Origin of the sequence: Panacagrimonas perspica (assembly GCF_004364935.1) — a bacterium.
In the GTDB taxonomy this organism is placed as follows: Bacteria; Pseudomonadota; Gammaproteobacteria; order Nevskiales; family Nevskiaceae; genus Panacagrimonas; species Panacagrimonas perspica.
Window position 1 is genome coordinate 993,128 of record NZ_SOBT01000009.1, and the last position, 16,670, is coordinate 1,009,797.

The 16,670-nt window shown below is 63.7% G+C and carries 16 protein-coding genes and 1 pseudogene; 6 read left to right on the forward strand and 11 right to left on the reverse strand.

Features of this window, described 5'->3' with window-relative positions; all coding sequences use genetic code 11:
- Positions 1-27 precede the first annotated feature (27 nt).
- Complete coding sequence (locus DFR24_RS15945; RefSeq protein ID WP_133882371.1) at positions 28-1,092, forward strand: Leu/Phe/Val dehydrogenase; 1,065 nt, start codon at positions 28-30, stop codon at positions 1,090-1,092.
- A 42-nt stretch (positions 1,093-1,134) separates the two neighbouring features.
- Here the strand turns inward: DFR24_RS15945 and DFR24_RS15950 are convergent, their stop codons facing one another.
- Genes DFR24_RS15950 through DFR24_RS15965 form a run of 4 tightly spaced genes read right to left on the reverse strand, consistent with a single transcriptional unit; the run spans position 1,135 to position 5,168 of the window.
- Positions 1,135-2,052, reverse strand: coding sequence for a DUF4340 domain-containing protein (locus tag DFR24_RS15950; protein WP_133882372.1), 918 nt, complete (start codon positions 2,050-2,052; stop codon positions 1,135-1,137).
- Between the two features lie 10 nt (positions 2,053-2,062).
- Positions 2,063-3,463 (reverse strand): GldG family protein, encoded by a 1,401-nt coding sequence (locus DFR24_RS15955; protein ID WP_133882373.1) that lies wholly within the window; start codon positions 3,461-3,463, stop codon positions 2,063-2,065.
- Between the two features lie 17 nt (positions 3,464-3,480).
- On the reverse strand, positions 3,481-4,224 hold the full coding sequence (locus DFR24_RS15960) for an ABC transporter permease (RefSeq protein ID WP_133882374.1): 744 nt from the start codon (positions 4,222-4,224) through the stop codon (positions 3,481-3,483).
- Positions 4,221-5,168 carry an ABC transporter ATP-binding protein gene (locus DFR24_RS15965; protein ID WP_133882375.1) on the reverse strand — a complete coding sequence of 316 codons (948 nt, stop codon included), beginning with the start codon at positions 5,166-5,168 and terminating at the stop codon, positions 4,221-4,223. Before DFR24_RS15965 ends, DFR24_RS15960 begins: the two co-directional genes overlap by 4 nt.
- A gap of 191 nt (positions 5,169-5,359) precedes the next feature.
- Between DFR24_RS15965 and DFR24_RS15970 the strand changes: the two genes are divergently transcribed.
- From DFR24_RS15970 to DFR24_RS15980, 3 genes and pseudogenes are all read left to right on the forward strand, one after another.
- Positions 5,360-6,622, forward strand: coding sequence for a putative Na+/H+ antiporter (locus tag DFR24_RS15970; protein ID WP_133882376.1), 1,263 nt, complete (start codon positions 5,360-5,362; stop codon positions 6,620-6,622).
- Positions 6,623-6,637: 15 nt separating this feature from the next.
- Positions 6,638-6,910, forward strand: a complete 273-nt coding sequence (locus DFR24_RS15975; RefSeq protein WP_133882377.1) for an accessory factor UbiK family protein — start codon at positions 6,638-6,640, stop codon at positions 6,908-6,910.
- A gap of 33 nt (positions 6,911-6,943) precedes the next feature.
- Positions 6,944-7,804: pseudogene (locus tag DFR24_RS15980) on the forward strand (YifB family Mg chelatase-like AAA ATPase); the annotation flags it as partial.
- 307 nt (positions 7,805-8,111) lie between these two features.
- Here the strand turns inward: DFR24_RS15980 and istB are convergent.
- The 3 genes from istB to DFR24_RS15995 form a co-directional block, all read right to left on the reverse strand.
- Positions 8,112-8,915 (reverse strand): IS21-like element helper ATPase IstB, encoded by an 804-nt coding sequence (gene istB / locus DFR24_RS15985; RefSeq protein WP_133882379.1) that lies wholly within the window; start codon positions 8,913-8,915, stop codon positions 8,112-8,114.
- Entirely contained in the window at positions 8,908-10,404 is a 1,497-nt protein-coding gene (istA, locus tag DFR24_RS15990; RefSeq protein ID WP_133882380.1) for an IS21 family transposase, read from the reverse strand. The genes istB and istA overlap by 8 nt, the downstream gene beginning before the upstream one ends.
- A gap of 94 nt (positions 10,405-10,498) precedes the next feature.
- A complete protein-coding gene (locus DFR24_RS15995; RefSeq protein ID WP_133882381.1) occupies positions 10,499-11,110 on the reverse strand; it encodes a hypothetical protein in 612 nt (203 codons plus the stop codon).
- Positions 11,111-11,442: 332 nt separating this feature from the next.
- Between DFR24_RS15995 and DFR24_RS16000 the strand changes: the two genes are divergently transcribed.
- Positions 11,443-11,877 carry a helix-turn-helix transcriptional regulator gene (locus DFR24_RS16000; protein ID WP_133882382.1) on the forward strand — a complete coding sequence of 145 codons (435 nt, stop codon included), beginning with the start codon at positions 11,443-11,445 and terminating at the stop codon, positions 11,875-11,877.
- Here DFR24_RS16000 and DFR24_RS16005 read toward each other — a convergent pair.
- On the reverse strand, positions 11,874-12,332 hold the full coding sequence (locus DFR24_RS16005) for a very short patch repair endonuclease (protein ID WP_133882383.1): 459 nt from the start codon (positions 12,330-12,332) through the stop codon (positions 11,874-11,876). The genes DFR24_RS16000 and DFR24_RS16005 overlap by 4 nt on opposite strands.
- Positions 12,333-12,437: 105 nt before the next feature.
- Between DFR24_RS16005 and DFR24_RS16010 the strand changes: the two genes are divergently transcribed.
- Entirely contained in the window at positions 12,438-13,601 is a 1,164-nt protein-coding gene (locus tag DFR24_RS16010) for a DNA cytosine methyltransferase (protein ID WP_133882384.1), read from the forward strand.
- An 18-nt stretch (positions 13,602-13,619) separates the two neighbouring features.
- Here the strand turns inward: DFR24_RS16010 and DFR24_RS16015 are convergent, their stop codons facing one another.
- Genes DFR24_RS16015 through DFR24_RS16025 form a run of 3 tightly spaced genes read right to left on the reverse strand, consistent with a single transcriptional unit; the run spans position 13,620 to position 16,608 of the window.
- The gene (locus DFR24_RS16015; RefSeq protein ID WP_133882385.1) at positions 13,620-14,183 is read right to left on the reverse strand and encodes a hypothetical protein; all 564 of its coding nucleotides are present in this window, start codon (positions 14,181-14,183) and stop codon (positions 13,620-13,622) included.
- Positions 14,180-15,172, reverse strand: a complete 993-nt coding sequence (locus DFR24_RS16020; RefSeq protein WP_133882386.1) for an O-methyltransferase — start codon at positions 15,170-15,172, stop codon at positions 14,180-14,182. Before DFR24_RS16020 ends, DFR24_RS16015 begins: the two co-directional genes overlap by 4 nt.
- Positions 15,169-16,608 (reverse strand): ATP-binding protein, encoded by a 1,440-nt coding sequence (locus DFR24_RS16025; RefSeq protein ID WP_133882387.1) that lies wholly within the window; start codon positions 16,606-16,608, stop codon positions 15,169-15,171. The genes DFR24_RS16020 and DFR24_RS16025 overlap by 4 nt, the downstream gene beginning before the upstream one ends.
- Positions 16,609-16,670: the final 62 nt, after the last annotated feature.

Here is a 16,670-nt window from a genome sequence, read left to right on the forward strand (position 1 = left end):
CCGTGAACTGCTACGCGGGACGCGCACATGTCCGTTCTCTCTCATCCCGAATACGACGACCACGAGCTGGTCGCCTTCCACCGCGATCCGGCTTCCGGTCTTCGCGCGATCATCGCGATCCACGACACCACGCTCGGGCGCGGGCTCGGCGGCTGCCGGGTCTATCCCTACGGCAGCGAGGCGCTCGCGATCACCGATGCGCTGCGCCTGTCGCGCGGCATGACGTACAAGGCGGCGCTCGCCGGATTGAAGCAGGGCGGCGGCAAGGCCGTGGTGATGGCCGATCCGCGCCGCGACAAGACGCCGGCGATGATGCAGGCGATGGGCAAGTTCGTGCAGTCGCTCGGCGGCCGCTACGTGATCGCCGAGGACTCGGGAACCGACGAGGCCGACATGCACGAGGTCGCCAAGCAAACCGCGTTCATCGGCGGTGGCGCTGCGCCGCTGAATCCCGATGATCCGGGCGATCGCGACACCTCGGCCGCCACGGCGCTCGGCATCTTCTTCGGCATCCAGGCGGCGGTGCGCTTCAAGCTCGGTCGTGATGATCTGAAGGATCTGCGCGTGTCGATCCAGGGCGTGGGCAAGGTGGGAAAGGTGCTGGCCCGTCACCTGCACGAAGCGGGCGCGAAGCTGTTCGTCTGCGATGCGCATGCGCCGGCTGTCGAGGATTGCGTGCGCCGGTACGGCGCCACCGCGATCGACGCAACGGAACTGTTCGAGCTCGAAGTCGACGTGTTCTCGCCCTGCGCGCTCGGCGCGATCCTCAACGACGACAGCGTGCCGCGACTGCGCGCGACGATCATCGCCGGCGCCGCGAACAACCAGCTCGCCGAGCCGCGACAGGGAAAGGCCCTGCTCGAACGCGGTGTGCTCTACGCACCGGATTACGCGATCAACGCGGGCGGCATCATCAATCTGTATTACGAAGGACCGACGCGCCGCTGGGCCGACGTCGAGTCGCACCTGCGGCGCATCGGCGGCACGCTGACGACGATCTTCGAGCGTTCGCACGACGAGGGGCGGCCGACGGATGTGATCGCGGACCGGCTGGCGGAAGCGATCTTCCGCGCACCGCGCGGTGTGGCGTAGCCACCGTAGCCCGGACGAAGTCCGGGGGCACTGCGCGCTGGATTATTGCGGCGGCGTCTCGGCCGGCGGCGCAGGAATCGCCGGCATCCCCGGAACCGCCGGCGCAGCCCCATCGACAGCCTCCGGCTTTGGCGCCTCCGGAATCTTGAACAGCTCGTCGACGAGCGCCTTCGACAAGGTGTAGCGAACGCCGAGTACCTTGCTGGCCAGCACGAGCTGCGGATCGCGCGCCTGTACGACGAGGTCGAGGACGCGACCGTCATCGAGCGTGATCTTCACGGCGTCGCCGGTGGAGCCTTCCGGTGCATCGGCGGCATTCCACAACGCGCGCGCGTTGCGCCAGGACTCGGCGAGCTGAGCGACCTGCGCGGGTTTCGCCTGCGGATTCTGCAGCGCGCTCCAGGCGCCATCGGCGGCCTTGTCCAGGGTCAGGCCCGGCAGTTCGATGCGCTTGAGCGTGGCGCTTGCCGGCACGACGGCCTTCGACACCAGATCCGAATAGTCCGCGTCCAGTGCTGCGCTCGGCGGATCGTCGACGACGCCGACCATCTCGCCGGACGCAACGTAACGTCGATACTTGATCGGCTCGCTGCCGCCGAGATCGATCTGCGTGTCGTCCAGCGTGACGCTGTACTTCGGCGGATCGAGTTCGAGCTCCTTGCGATCCACACCGGCATCGAGCTTTGATTTCACTTCGAGATCGGCCAGCGACAGGATGCCGCCGATCTCGTACTTGTCGGTTGCGCTCTTGACCGGCTCGACCAGCCACCACGCGCCGTCCTTCTTCTCCAGCTTGATCGCCGGCTTGCCCGGATGCTGGATCGCGATGCGCGTGACCGCGTCCTGCTTGAGCGCAGTCAGCGGCGGCCCGGTCTCTTCCTTCTTCTGGCCGAACCACAGCGCGGCGCCCAGACCACCGACGACGACCAGCAGGCCCAGATTGAGATAGCTGCGATTCATGGCGTGCGTGTCAGCGGCGGCGACGCAGGATCCAGCGCGTCACGCCGATGCCGATCAGCAGCAGCGGCAGCACGATGACGAAGCCCACGCCGATCAGGATCACGGCCCAGTTCGGCAGGAACAGGTTCGTATCCGGCGCCTTGGGCACGTCGATATTGAGCTGCGAGTCGCGACTGGCCAGCCACTGCACGACGTTCAGGCCGAGCTGCTGGTTGCCGAGCTGGCCGAGCGAGGCGTCGGACAGGAAATCGGCATCGCCGATCAGCACGACTCGCTGCTGGCGCGTTGCGACGGGCTTGGGCTCTTCGCCCTCGGCGGCGGGAGGCGGCGGCACGCTGCCGTCCGGCAGCTCGCGCGTCAGCGTCAGGCCGATGATCAGCGGGCCGGCGATATCGCCGGCCTTGGTGTCGAGCGACACGCCGGACTCGCTGATCGGCTGCGTCTCGAGCCAGGCTTCCTTGCTCGAGGTCAGCAGCGGCAGCATCGTGAAGCCGCTGCCCGTCTTGTCCGCGACCAGCGATCGCACCAACGGGAACAGCGTCACCTGATCGAGTCCGCGCGTGACCGGATTCTGCGGGTAGTCGAGCGCAGCGAAGATGCCGGGATGCCCGGTGCCGAGCAGCTCGTATTCCGGGAACACCGCGTAGCCGTTCTGCCAGGTGATGCCCAGGGTTTCGGCCACCGGCAGCAGGCCGGGCACGTAGTCCGGGTCGGCGAGCCACAGAAGATTCCCGCCCTTCTTCACGTACTCGTCGATCAGCTTGACCTCGCCTTCGAGCATCGCGCTCTTGGGGCTGGCGATCACCAGCACCGACGTGTTGTCGGGAATCGACGGCGTCTTGACCAGGTTCAGCGGCTGATACGTCAGGCCCTTGTCCTTGAGGACCTGTGCGAACTGCGAATAGCCGTTCTGGTCCTGCGAATCGACCACCGCGCGCTCGCCATGACCTTCGAGGAAGACGATCCACTTCTCGCCGGTGTAGCTCAGGCGCTGCAGCGCACCGGTGATGGTCTGCTCGGACATCGTGCGCAGATTTTCGCGGCGCCCCTGGTAGTCGATGACGACTTCGCCGGCGAACGAGACGTTGTACTCCTTGACCTTCTGCGGCTGGCTGCTCGGGTCGATGAACTCGAGCTCCACGTCCTTCTTGAAGCGCCGGTACTGGTCGGCGAAGAACTGCACGGTCGCGCGCTCGGGTGCCCCGGGATACGCGAAGGCGATCAGGCGGATCGGATCCTTCATCGTGGCGAGCTGCTGCTGGCTCGCCGCGGAGATCGTGTTGCGCTTGTTGAACGTCCAGTCCTGCTTGACGCTGTAGCGCACCGACAGGAAGCCGAGCATCACGATGACGGCGAGGAACAGCACGCCGCCGATGAGCTGGTTGATGAGGTTCTTGTTCTTCTGTTTCATGGTGATCGCGCCTTGGCTCAGTTCCGTTCCATGTCGAGCCGCAACACGGTCAGCCACAGGAACAGCGCGGTGAACAGCAGGTAATAGACGACGTCCGAGGAGTCGAACAGGCCGCTGATCAGATCCTGGTAGTGGCTGATCAGCGACAGGTAGTCGAACACCGGCGCGAACGGCGAGTCGAAGCTCGCCGGCATCTTCAGCAGCCAGATCACCAGCAGCGCCGCGAAGCTGCCGACCGCCGCGATCGTCGGCTCGCGCGTCAGCGACGAGATGAACAGGCCGCAGGACGCGAAGGCCATCGTCAGCAGCAGCAGGCCGAGCAGGCCGGCGGCCAGGCGTCCGAGATCGAGATTCACCACGGGCAGCAGCGAGGCCGGCATCAGTGCGAGCAGTCCGATGATGGCGAGCACGAACACCATGACGCCGAGGAACTTGCCCAGCACGATCTCGACCAGCGTCACCGGCGCCGAGAACAGCAAGGTCAGCGTTCCGGATTTCCGCTCTTCGGAGAACAGCCGCATCGTCATCAGAGGCAGGATCAGCAGCAGGATGATCGTGGCCGATCCGTAGAGTCCGCTGCCCACATAGTCCGACACGCCGACGGCTTGGTCGGCCATGTCGGAATTGCGCACGTACTGCACGACGGCGCCGGCAAAGATGTAGCCGAAAATCAGCTGCGTGACGCCGAGTACGGCCCAGGCCAGCGGCGACACGAAGATGCGGCGTGTCTCGTTGGCGGCGATTGCCAATGTGTTTCTCATGCCGCGTTCCTCATCAGGGGCTGCACATCGCCGGACGTCAGTTCCACGAAGATCTCTTCCAGCGTCTTGGCCTCGAGACGAAGTTCCTGCAGGCCCCAGCCGCGCTGCACCGCGAGCGCGACGATGGCGTCGCGCGGGTCATGCGCAGGATCGAGGCTGAGACGAAAGCGGCGGTCGTCGAGCGTCTCGGCGGAGAGCACGCCCTGCATCTCGGCCAGTTCGTTCGATCCTGGCGCGCGCGCGAAGCCGACGATCAGCTTGGGATTGCCCAGATGCGCATCGATGGCGGCGTCGTACACCAGGCGTCCGCGGTTGACGATCATCACGCGGCCGCAGACGGCCTGGATCTCGGGGAGGATGTGGCTGGACAGGATGACGCTGTGGACTCGTCCCAGTTCGCGGATCAGCGTGCGGATCTCGCGGATCTGGATCGGGTCGAGGCCGACCGTGGGTTCGTCGAGCACCACGACCGGCGGCCGGTGGATGATCGCCTGTGCCAGTCCCACGCGCTGCTGAAAGCCTTTTGAAAGATTCCCGATGACGCGGCGTCCGACGTCGGACAGTCCGCAGTCGCGCTTGGCGGAGTCCACCGCGGCTGCGCGCGCCTTCGAGGCGATGCCGTGCAGGCCGGCGCAGTAGCGCAGGTACTCGTCGACGGTCAGTTCGGGGTAGACCGGCGGCTGCTCCGGCAGATAGCCGAGCTGCTGCTTGGCCAATACGGCGTCGTCGCGCAGCGACTGGCCCTTGATGAAGACCTCGCCCTCGGTCGGCGCGAGATTGCCCGTGAGCATCTTCATCGTCGTGGACTTGCCGGCGCCGTTGGGGCCGAGCAGTCCGAGGATCTCGCCCTGGGCGAGCTTGAGGCTCAGATCGGCGACCGCCACGTTGGGGCCGAAGCGCCGCGTGAGGCCGCGGGCCTCGATCAGGATGTTGTCGCTGGCCATCTTTTATTGGGCTCGTAAGGTGATGGACGCGCGATGGACCGCGCCGAAGGCGGGCGGTTCCACCGTGCGGCGGCGATTCTACGGAATCGCGGTGGCAGGACTCGCGGCCGGTGCGTTCCCACGTGCGGGTGCACGGAATTCATTTGCTAAGGTTGCGGACCCTCCGCTTCCTCGCCCGTCCGAATCCGATCATGACGCCGACTTTGATCCAGTCCGTAGCCGCCGCGATTTTCTGCATCGCGCTGGTCCACACGTTCTCGACGAAGTTCTTCGAGCACCTGGCCCATCAGCACCCGGCGCACGAGGGCATCTTCCACCTGCTCGGCGAAGTGGAGGTCGTGTTCGGGTTCTGGGCAATGGTCCTGATCGTGCTGATGTTCATGCTGGCGGGGCGGGCGGAGGCGGTGGCCTACGTGGATTCGCGCAATTTCACCGAGCCGCTGTTCGTGTTCGCGATCATGATCGTGGCCGGCAGCCGGCCCATCCTGAACCTCGCGACCCTGATGGTGCGCGGCCTGGCCCGCGTGCTGCCGTTGCCGGCGCCGCTGGCGATGTATTTCACGATCCTGTCGTTCGTGCCGCTGCTGGGCTCCTTCATCACCGAGCCGGCTGCGATGACGCTGGGCGCACTGATGCTGCGCGACCGCTTCCTCGACGAGGACGAGGGACTGAGCACGCGGCTGAAGTACGCCACCGTCGGCGTGCTGTTCGTGAACGTCTCGATCGGCGGCGTGCTGACGCCGTTCGCTGCGCCGCCGGTGCTGATGGTGGCGGCCAAGTGGGGCTGGGACACCGCCTTCATGCTGTCGCAGTTCGGCTGGAAGGCGGCGATCGCGGTGACCATCAACGCGGCGGCGGTGACCGCGCTGTTCGCGAAGGAATTGCGCAAGGTGCCGCCGCCTGCTGCGTCCAAGCGCGCGGCCGTGCCGCTGCCGATCATGGTCGTGAATGTACTGCTGCTCGGCAGCATCGTGACGTTCTCGCACCATCCGGCCCTGTTCCTGGGGCTGTTCCTGTTCTTCCTGGGCTTCGCCACTGCGTACCGGCATCACCACGGGCGGCTGATCATCCGCGAAGGCCTGCTGGTGGCGTTCTTCCTGGCGGGCCTGGTGGTGCTGGGCGGCATGCAGCAATGGTGGCTGCAGCCGCTGCTGCTGCAGATGAACCCCAACCAGGTCTATTTCGGCGCCACCGCGCTGACGGCCATCACGGACAACGCGGCGCTGACCTATCTGGGCTCGCTCGTCGAAGGACTCACCGACGAGTTCAAGTACATGCTGGTCGCAGGCGCGGTCACCGGCGGCGGCCTGACGGTCATCGCCAATGCGCCCAACCCGGCGGGCTACTCGATCCTGAAGAGCAAGTTCGAGGACGAGAGCATCGGGGCACTCGGAATCTTCGTCGCCGCCGTGCCGCCGACGCTCGTGGCCATCGTCGCGCTGCGCTATCTCTGAGGAGCGAAGAAAGGGATGAACGAGTTCAAGGGAATCGAGGAGCTGGCCGAGCGCCTGACGGCGATCCTGCCACCGGGGCTCAAGAGCCTGCGGGCCGAGCTCGAGGACAACTTTCGCGCCGTGCTGCGTGCCAACCTCGAACGCTGGGACCTGGTGTCGCGTGAACGCTTCGACGTGCAGGCCGAGCTGCTGTTGCGCACGCAGAAGCGGCTGAAGGAACTCGAGGCGCGGCTGACGGCGCTGGAGAAAGGCCGCGGCGAGCCTGCCGCAGGGAGCCGGGATCCCTGATCGGGCGGCGACCGACGACGCCCCCTGTCGCCCATGTCGCTCGCCACCGTTTTCTCCCGCGCGCTGAACGGCCTTGCCGCCGATCTGGTGGCGGTCGAGGTTCATCTCGCGCCGGGACTGCCGGCCATCAACATCGTCGGGCTGCCGGAAGCCGCGGTGCGCGAGGCCAAGGATCGGGTGAAGGCCGCGCTGCAGACCTGCGGCTATCCGTTCCCCAATCGCCGGATCACCTGCCATCTGGCGCCGGCCGATCTGCCCAAGGAAGGCGGCCGTTTCGATCTCGCGATCGCGCTAGGCATCCTCGCCGCTTCAGGGCAGATTCCCGAGACCGCGCTGGACGGTATCGAGGTCCTCGGCGAGCTTTCGCTGTCGGGCGAGATCCGCCCGGTGCGCGGCGCCTTGCCGGCCGCGCTCAAGGCCGCGCAGGCGCAGCGCAGTCTGCTGGTGCCGATGGAGAACGCCGCCGAGGCGGGCCTGGCGAACCGGGCGAAAGTCTTCGCCGCGGCGCACCTGGCCACGCTGTGCGCCGCGCTGCACGCCGGGCCGCTGGAGCCGATCGGGCGGGTAGCGCCAGGGCCCGCGACGGCAGCGCAGCCGGATCTGGCCGAGGTGCGTGGGCAGCATCTGGCCAAGCGCGCGCTCGAGATCGCGGCGGCCGGCAGCCATTCGATGCTGATGATCGGGCCGCCGGGTTCCGGCAAGAGCATGCTCGCCGCGCGCCTGCCGGGGCTGCTGCCGCCGCTGACCGAGGACGAGGCCATCGAAGTGGCGGCCATCGCATCGGTGAGCCAAGGCGGGTTCGATGCGAATCGCTGGGGCCAGCGGCCGTACCGGACGCCGCACCACACGGCTTCGGCCGTCGCGCTGGTCGGCGGAGGTGTGAAAAACACGCCAAATTGAGAATGAACAGCTAATTCTGAGAATGGCGAATCACTTAACCCCCTCGTCGGGAGCGTTAAATTATATGAAAATCATGACGCTGAGACGAACGTACATACTTATTCGATAGCGCATCGATTGATCTGCACGTGGCCCATGGCCTTCCGGTAGGACGTGAACTAGCCTGCCAAGCATGGGCAAGCGCATCAGCAAGCAGCATGCATGTTGGCGCGCGCTGAAAACTGACCAGCTGTGCTCGTTGAAAATTGACCAGGGCTGGAGGCCGAGGGCGTAGCCCTCGGCGTGTTGGGATTGTAGGTCGTCAGATCAGTTCATTGGCGTCCTCCTGGGCTTGGGTCTTGGCCTGCTCACGAGCTTTGATGCGGGACTTGGCCGTGCTGCTGGAATGCCGGAATCGGTAGGACTCGTTGCCGGTTTCGACGATGTGGCAGTGATGCGTGAGCCGGTCCAGCAGTGCGGTGGTCATCTTCGGATCGACGAAGACGCTGGCCCACTCGGCGAAGACCAGATTGGTGGTGATCACCACGCTGGTGTGCTCGTAGAGTTTCGAGAGCAGGTGGAAGAGCAGTGCCCCGCCGGCCTGCGAAAACGGCAGATATCCCAGCTCATCGAGGATCACCAGGTCGAGGTGCATCAGCTGGTGGGCGAGTCGGCCGGCTTTTCCGGCCGCCTTCTCGTTTTCCAGTGCGTTGACCAGCTCCACCGTCGAGTAGAAACGCACGCGCTTGCCGTGGCGCACGATGGCTTCGACGCCGAGCGCCGTGGCCAGATGCGTCTTGCCCGTCCCGGTGCCGCCGATCAGCACGATGTTCTCGGCTTTCTCGGTGAAGGCCGTCGTGGCGAAGGTGCTGATCTGCTTGCGGTCGACTTTCGATTGGTCGAAGTCGAAGCCGGCCAGATCGCGGTGAATCGGGAAGCGGGCCGCGTGCATCTGGTAGCGGGTCGAGCGCATCGCGCGGTCCGTGGTCTCAGCGTCCAGCAGATGCGTCAGTAGATGCTCGTAGGTGGTCAGGCCTTGGGCACTGCCTTGTTCCAGGATCTCGGCGTAGCGCTGGGCCATGCCATATAGCCGCAGTCGTTTCAGATCAGCGACGAGATCAGCCATGGCTCACCTCCGTGCGCAGGCTGTCGTAGCGCTGCGTGTCGGCGGTCGGTGCCGTCTTCACGGTGAGATTGGTCTCGACGCTCTCCGGTGGCGGTCCCTCCTTCAATCGCGTCAGCACATTGAGGACGTGCTCGGCACTGGGCCGGCCGGATTCGAGGACCAGATCCACCGCGACGAGCACCGCTTCAAGCCCGAAGCGCGGCACCGCCGACAGCACCTGGGCCATCACCCGGTCGCCACCCTCGCGTCGCAGCAGCGCACGGCTGAGCTTCTGCAGCGGCATCGGCAGCTCGGCAAACGGAGCGCCGTTTCGGAGCGCCCCGGGCTTGCGCTCAATGAGCGGCAGGTAGTGCTGCCAGTCGTAGACGACGTGATCGCGGTCTGACGCACGCGGATGCTCGGCGACAATCTGCTGATCCGCGACGACGGCGATGCGCTCGGGATACAGCCGCACGCTGACGCGGTGTCCGGCCAGGGCACACGGCACCGAATAGCGATTGCGCGCCACGCAGACCAAGCTCGTGCTCGACACCCGGGCCGGTAGCTCGACATATCCATCGAAGGGCGTCGGCATGGGCATCAGCTGCGGCTGCTCGTGCTCCCACGCTTCCTGAATCGTCATGCCGGGATATTCCGGATGTGCAGCCGAGCGGGCCGATACGCACTGCGTGGCCAGCCACACATTCAATTCGGCGAAGCTCGCGAAGCGGTGGTCGGCGGCCGACTGCCAGATGCGTCGCCGGGTGTCCTGCACGCTCTTCTCGACCCGGCCCTTCTCCCAGCCCGAAGCGACATTGCAGAAGTCGGCGTCGAAGAGGTAGTGCGACGTCATCGCTGAAAACCGTGCATTGACGATGCGCGCCTTGCCGCGTCCCGGCACGCGGTCCACCGCCGTTTTCATATTGTCGTAGATGCCCCGGCGCGCCACGCCGCCTAGGCCCGTCAGGCAGCGGGTGTGGGCATCAAACAACATCTCGTGGCTCTGGGTCGGATACGCCACCAGCCAGAAGGCACGGGACGCGCACAGCTTCATGTGCGCGAGCTGGATCTTGCGCCAGATCCCGCCGATGCTCAGGTGCTCCTCGCTCCAGTCGAATTGAAACGCTTCGCCCCACTCGAAGCGCAGCGGCACGTAGGCCGAGCGGGCGGTCACAGCGCCTTGGTCGGATCGCCATCGACGGACAAACTCGGTGACGCGGCTGTAGCTGCCTCCAAAGCCCTGAGATTGAAGCTGGGCATACAACCGCAGCGCGGTGCGACGCTCCTTGCGCGGCCGGTGCGCGTCAGCCTCTACGGCTTGGCGTAGCCAAGCCTCGTGTGCATCGAGCTTCTTGGGACCGGCCGGACGTCGGTAGGCCATCTCGTTGCGGGACGCCTCACGCAGCCAGCCCTTGATGGTGTTTCTCGACAAGCTGGTCCGGCGTGCGATCTCGCTGATCGACAGGCCGTCCCGAAACCGCAGTCTCCGAACTTTTGCGTACATCGCCATGGTGTGCACCTCGTCTTCCTGCAGGGCCAAAACCCCGCAGGCTAGTGAAGAACACCCTGGTCAATTTTCAGCGCGCAGAACCTCGAAATACTGGTCAACTTTCAACGCGCGGCAACACTGCCGGGTAGTAAAGGTAGGCAACTGTGCCTCGAGTGGCGGTCGCGTTGTCTCGATTCTCAAGTTGGATTTCGGCGTAGAAGTCCGGCGACGAGATTCCAAGCCGCTTTCCGAGGTCTTTCACCGCGCTTGCCTTCTCCGGTCTTAGGCCTTTGCAGAGGTCGGATGCGCCTGCTATTCCTTGGCACCAGTCGTCATCCGGCGACTCTCCATTCGCATCCCGTTTCAGAGCGGTTCCATGCGCGATCCGGATACAGGTCGCCGTTTGCGGCGCGTTGGATCCGGCACGGTAATAAAGGAATGACCCGTCGACGAACGCTTGCGAGAATCCGATCCGGTCCTTCTCGGCCGCTTCCTGCACCTTGTCGACTGCCGCGCTCAGTGCCCAGTCGGCGACCTTTGTTATCGCAGAAATGGCGAAAGGAGACAGCCTTGCTGCTGAATCTCCATTGGACAAGCACTCGTCCTTGGACAGATCGGCAACCCACTTCTGAGGCAGCACTTCAGCTGCGGGTTTTTGGGTGGCCTGCGGCGTGCAAGCAGACAGCGCGCAGGTAGCCGCGAAAATGGCCGCGATAGCAGTTTTCATTGTCACTCCCAGATCTATATCTGCACAAAGTTCGTCGGACTTCGCGCCCCCACGAGAACGCTATCGCAAAGAGGTGCCGTATTCCAGAGCGGATGCACTCGTGGCGAAGAGTTCTTTATAGAAATAAACGGCCGCTGTTCCGGTGTCGATACCTCTGTTCCGGGAAACCCTGACGGCTCCGCCGCTTCCCTTCCCAGGAATGCCAAGTGGTGCAGCCGAGACGATCGGTACTACGTGAGGTGGCTGCGCACCGCGGCATTTGCGGGCGGTATTGAACGCGCGCTTTTTTTGCGAGTATCTTTATCCGATCCAGTAAGGGCGCCGAATTCGAGATGGCCAGCATCGCCGCAGCGCTGAAAGAAGAGATCGTTCGCCTTGCGAAGAAGGTCCTCAAACAGGGAATGACACCCGTGTCGGCGGCGACGGCCCGGCATCGCAGGGACATCGCGGAGCTGAAGAGATCCGTTGCCGCGCTCGAGAAGGAGCTCAAGCAGCTACGCAAGGGAACCGGCCGTCCGACAGAGACACCTAGCGCCGAGGTGTCGAGCATGCCGATCCGATTCCAAGCGAAGGGTCTTCGTTCCCTGCGGGCCCGTCTCGATCTGAGCGCTTCGGAAATGGGTCGCTTGATCGGTGTTTCGGCGCAGACCGTCTACAACTGGGAAACCGAGAAGTCGCTTCCGCGTCGGGCGCAGCTCGAGTCTCTCGCTGCCGTCAGACACCTGGGGAAGAAGGAAGCCGCCGCCAGACTCTCCTCCGGCGCCTAGCCCCTGCCGAGGGGTGATCGCGCTACGGCGAATCGACGCCGATCCCGGAGCCTCCACGCGATTGTGCGCTGCACGCGGTCTGCGGCTGCCGACGGATCAGCTTTGATCGAGTGCCCCCAAATTCGGACAACCTTCCAACCTTGGCGGCGCAGCAGGCGGAAGTTCCTCAGGTCCCTTACCCGATTCGCCCGGATCTTTTCGCGCCAGTACGGCGGCAGCTTTTGGGCCTTCTCCCGGAAGCGCCAGCCGTGCCAGAAATCCCCGTCGACGAACACGGCGACACGCGCGGGACCGAACACGATGTCCGGTCGGCCTGGAAGCGACTTCACGTGTTTTCGGAACCGCAGCCCGCGACGGTGCAGCTCGGAACGCAGGGACGTCTCGATGTCGGTGTCCGCGGAACGAACCCTCGACATCAGCCGCGAACGACGCTCGGGGGTCAATCGATCGGCCATCGGTTCCGGCTCCTCGCAAACCCAAAAAGGCCTGATACCCGAAAGGAGGCGACTCCAAATGTCGGCGCGATCGCCAGCCGGCCAATATTTGGGTAGTATGCGAAAATGTTCGACTCCATTGCTCGTCCCGCCGTAATCGACGTCTTCTCGGGCGTCGGCGGACTGAGTCTCGGCGCGGCCAGGGCGGGATTCGACGTCGCCGCCTCAGTCGAACTCGATGAGCGCGCTTCCGACGCCCACGCGGTCAACTTTCCCGGTGCGTTGCACCTGCCGTGGGACGTCTCGAAGACCAGCGGCGAGAAGCTGCTCGAAGCGTTGAAATGCGCCGTTGCGCCAACCGGTTTGCTGGGCGGGCCACCGTGCCAAGGCTTCAGCAGCATCGGGAAACGCTCCAAAGAGGATCCTCGAAACCAGCTGTTCTGGCATTTCTTCCGATTGGTGTCGGAACTGCGTCCCGCCTTCTACGTAGCGGAAAACGTACCCGGCATTCTCTGGCCACAAAACGAAGACGTGCGAACGACCGCCCTCGCGCTCGTGCCCGAGTCGTACGTGAAGCTGGAACCGACGGTTGTCGATTCCGGCCAACTCGGAGCCCCAACATCGCGTGAACGCGTGTTCTTCGTCGGCTATGACCCGAACCGTGTCGATGCCCTGACTGCGGAAAGCCTCTTCGAAGCCAAAGGCTTCAAGACGATCACGGTCAAGGAAGCGTTGACCGGGCTTCCCAACAAAATTCGAAGCGACTGGCAGCGCCCCGAACAAGGCTGGCGCCGATCGACCCTCGTCGGCTCCTCGTACTTCCGGAGTCGGGTCCTGGGCAACATCCCGGCCGGCGTGGGCGACGAGAAGAGCATCGCCAGGTTGGCTGAACACAAAGAAGTGTCGGGATGCCTGGGAACCAAGCATTCCGAGGATACGCGCAAGCGGTTCCAGCGCGTGCGCAGCGGAGAGCGCGAATCGATCTCGCGATTCCCGAGGCTCGACGGCGACGGCCTATGCCCGACGCTCCGCGCAGGCACCGGGCCGGAACGCGGCAGCTTTCAGTCGGTCCGTCCTATCCACTGGAAATATCCACGTGTAATCACGCCGCGCGAGGCCGCTCGACTGCAAGGATTTCCGGACTGGTTTCAGTTCGACGAAACCAAGTGGCATTCGTTCCGGCAGATCGGCAACAGCGTCAGCCCGCTCGTGGCGGAAGTAATCCTGTCGCGAATTTTCGCGAAGCTTCACCAGCAAGTCGGCTCTGTTCCGCTCGCGGCCCGTCCGTAATTCGTTGGGCCCGGAGCGCTAGAGGGTAGCTAGGATCGCTTCGGCTACGTTGACGAATTCGCGCACGTCCTTGGCGCAAAGCACCACGGGATCCGATCCCGACAGTCCCACCTCGAAACCCTCAAGGACAGGGTCGAGCGCTTTGAATTGGGCGCGGGTGCAATAGAACGCCACGATGGGGTGGTCTTCGTGATGGTCGTGTACGAAGGCGCCGCCGTTGCAACTCGCAATCGGAACGCATCCGTAAGCCGCTAGAGCAAGCGTTACCGCACAACATCCGAGATCCAGCTCCGGGACCTTCGAAGGACATTCGTCCGCGAACTCGACCTCGAGTTCGCTGCCACTGATCTCGTCGCCGCTATTGGGCGGAAGCTCGTCGATCAGTTTCTTCTCGAGCTCGGCGACCTTACGGATCGTGTCCGCGCTGAATCGGCCGATCGGACTGTACGAAAGGTTGTGGGCGTACCCCATCGCGTGCCATTCGGGGGTCGCGCGCGCCGGCAGCTCCGAGACGACCACGACTCGGTCCAACGAGATGTCGAAGATCCGCCGAAACTCGCTGTCCTCGTCGACGGAGATCAAACGATGACCTTTGAGAAGTACGGGTAGTGGCGATAGAAGCGACGGTAGCTCTCCAGCGCTTCGATCGACCGATCTTCCGTTCCCTCCGCCAGGCCGAAACCCATCCGTCGTAAGACACTTCGGGACTTCGTTTTCGGCATCAGCTGATCGATGAAGAGTCGCTCGCGAACGGACATTTCCGGGATGCCGATCTCGATGGGATCGGTAACGCCGTTCCCCCAATCCGTTGTGGCCAATGGCCACTTGTTCAGACCGGTCTCCTTCAGAAACGCCGAGGTTTTGTCTACCGGCAAGACGATCCCGGTCGCGGTGAGCATCTGATGCATCGAGTCCGAATACACGAATGCCGCCAAAGGCTGGAAAACGTGTCCCTTCTTTCCCGCCATCGCGCGCTTGCATGCCGTCTCTATCGCCTTCAACACGAAGCGGGGATAGCCTTTACGATCGATGTCGTCCGGATCGATCACCGGCGGGGTCGGCAGGAACGCGCCGAACCGATGCTTCGCGCGATCAAGCCTGCGCTGCAGATTGTTCGCCTCGCCGAGAGAAAGATGATTGGCGTTGACCGTCAGTTTCAGGACGTCGTACGGCGCCATCTTCTGGAGTAAGAACTCCGCTTCCGCAATTTGATCGCCGACCTTGCTCGCCTCGGCATAGTCCAACCATGCGATGGTCGGGCTGCTTCCGTCGAATGCATCGATGTAGTCGCGGGCGGAGCATTTCTTGTACGAAATGCATCTGATGGGCGCGTTCCATTTCTGTCGCCGGTGAACGACATCTTCGGCCTCGACCGAGATCATCTTCGCCAGTCCGAGGTGCTGATGGATCAGCTTGAAGTCCTCAGAGAAAGGCCCGGCGAACCCCACGTACGTGAACTTGTGGATCGGCACCGCCGTAGATCTTCCCACCCGCGAGAGAAGATCGATGAAAACAGCCCGCTCGACCGATTTGTTCTGCCGGAGGTGATAGGGGACGAAACCGCCGCTCACTGTTTCACTCTCTTAAGTACACGCTCGAAGCACTCGTTTCCGACCTCCGACGGGTCCGAATCCTTGTCGTCGAAGAGGTACTCGGCGACGGCTTCGAACTCCTTGATCGGCCGCGTGAAGCGAATGGACTTGGTCGTTTCGGGCTTGGGCGCGGGCTTGGGTAGCGAGGGAACGTACTTGGAGCCTCCAAGTCCTTTTCGCACTGCCGTCCATTGCTTGGGGCTGTTGGCGAGCAGTGCGACGGCTTTGATGGGGTCGATCGCCTTGGCCTGCTTCATCATCGCTTTACGTTCTTCGCCCCTCGACTTCCAGTGGTTGGTGAAGTTGGTAAAGAGCTTGAGGCCTTCCTGCATGACGTCCCGAACGGAAAGGTATAGCTCCGAACTCGCCTCGATACCTCGCTTGGTTGTCGTGACCGGGAGTTTTCCGACGTCCATGCTTCGAAAGCGAACCAGTCCGGAGATGGCGATGAACTGCGGGTGGTAGGCCGGAACGGTGGCCAGGCCCCAGCCGGTCAGTCCAGTCTTATCGCTGTATAGGACTACCCGGTCGTTGCAGATGACCGTCCAGCCACAGGTATCCCGGCTGCCGGAGGTCGATTTTCCCTCCACTTCGGCCTGGACCTCGTCGTCGGTCGGAATCTCCCGATAAAGACCTACGGTCAGCTCGACTTCGACACCGTTCGACGAGGTCTTGTAGATGAACGGTTCGATGCGTTGGTCCTTGGGAATACTTCTGTCCGAGACGAGTACGCCGAGCGACTTCGGGACGATCTCCTTGCCGTTGATGGAGACCGAAAAGCCTTTATGCATGATGTACGCGTAGTGGGTCGCGATCGTATTGGCGAGGCCGGTCAGGAACAACGAATGCTTGGCGTCGAACTCCTGGGCAATCGGAGCATGCAGGTTCGTTACCGAAACAACCGTTCCCAAGGTACCGTCGCGGAGCGGCTTCGGAAGATCTTTTCGAGGTACGTCGGCGAGAGGTAGATCCCAATCTGTGTCGCTCTCCATCCACCTCGGAGAGATCGTCACGGCGTAGACGCCTTCCCCGTGGGATGTCGTTACGGAACACGACCGTCCCAACTTGAAGATCGCGCGCTTCATGCCGATTCCGTACAGGCCGACAGTCGGCAAGTTCTCGTCCTTGAGACCTTTGGGTCTCCCGAGCCTGAAGGCGTATTTCTCGGCAGTCTCGCGGGGAATGCCGCCGCAATTGTCGGAGATAACGAAAACCTTCGGATTGATCGTGAGTTCCGCCTTGAATCCCTCGTACGGGCGGTCGGCGTCGTCCGGCTGGGAGTCTTTGTTGGTCCGGAGGATGCCGTCGACACAGTTGTCGACCAGATCCAATACGGCGTCGCGCAGATCGATATCTCTCGTCAGCATCGCGACGAAAAAGCTTTTCGACGGATGAGCAGACGCGGTGTTCCCCATGGTGCCGCCCCCAAAGTTCGAAGTTCCTTGCGGATTCGGACGACCTGCGGTGTCGTCCGGAG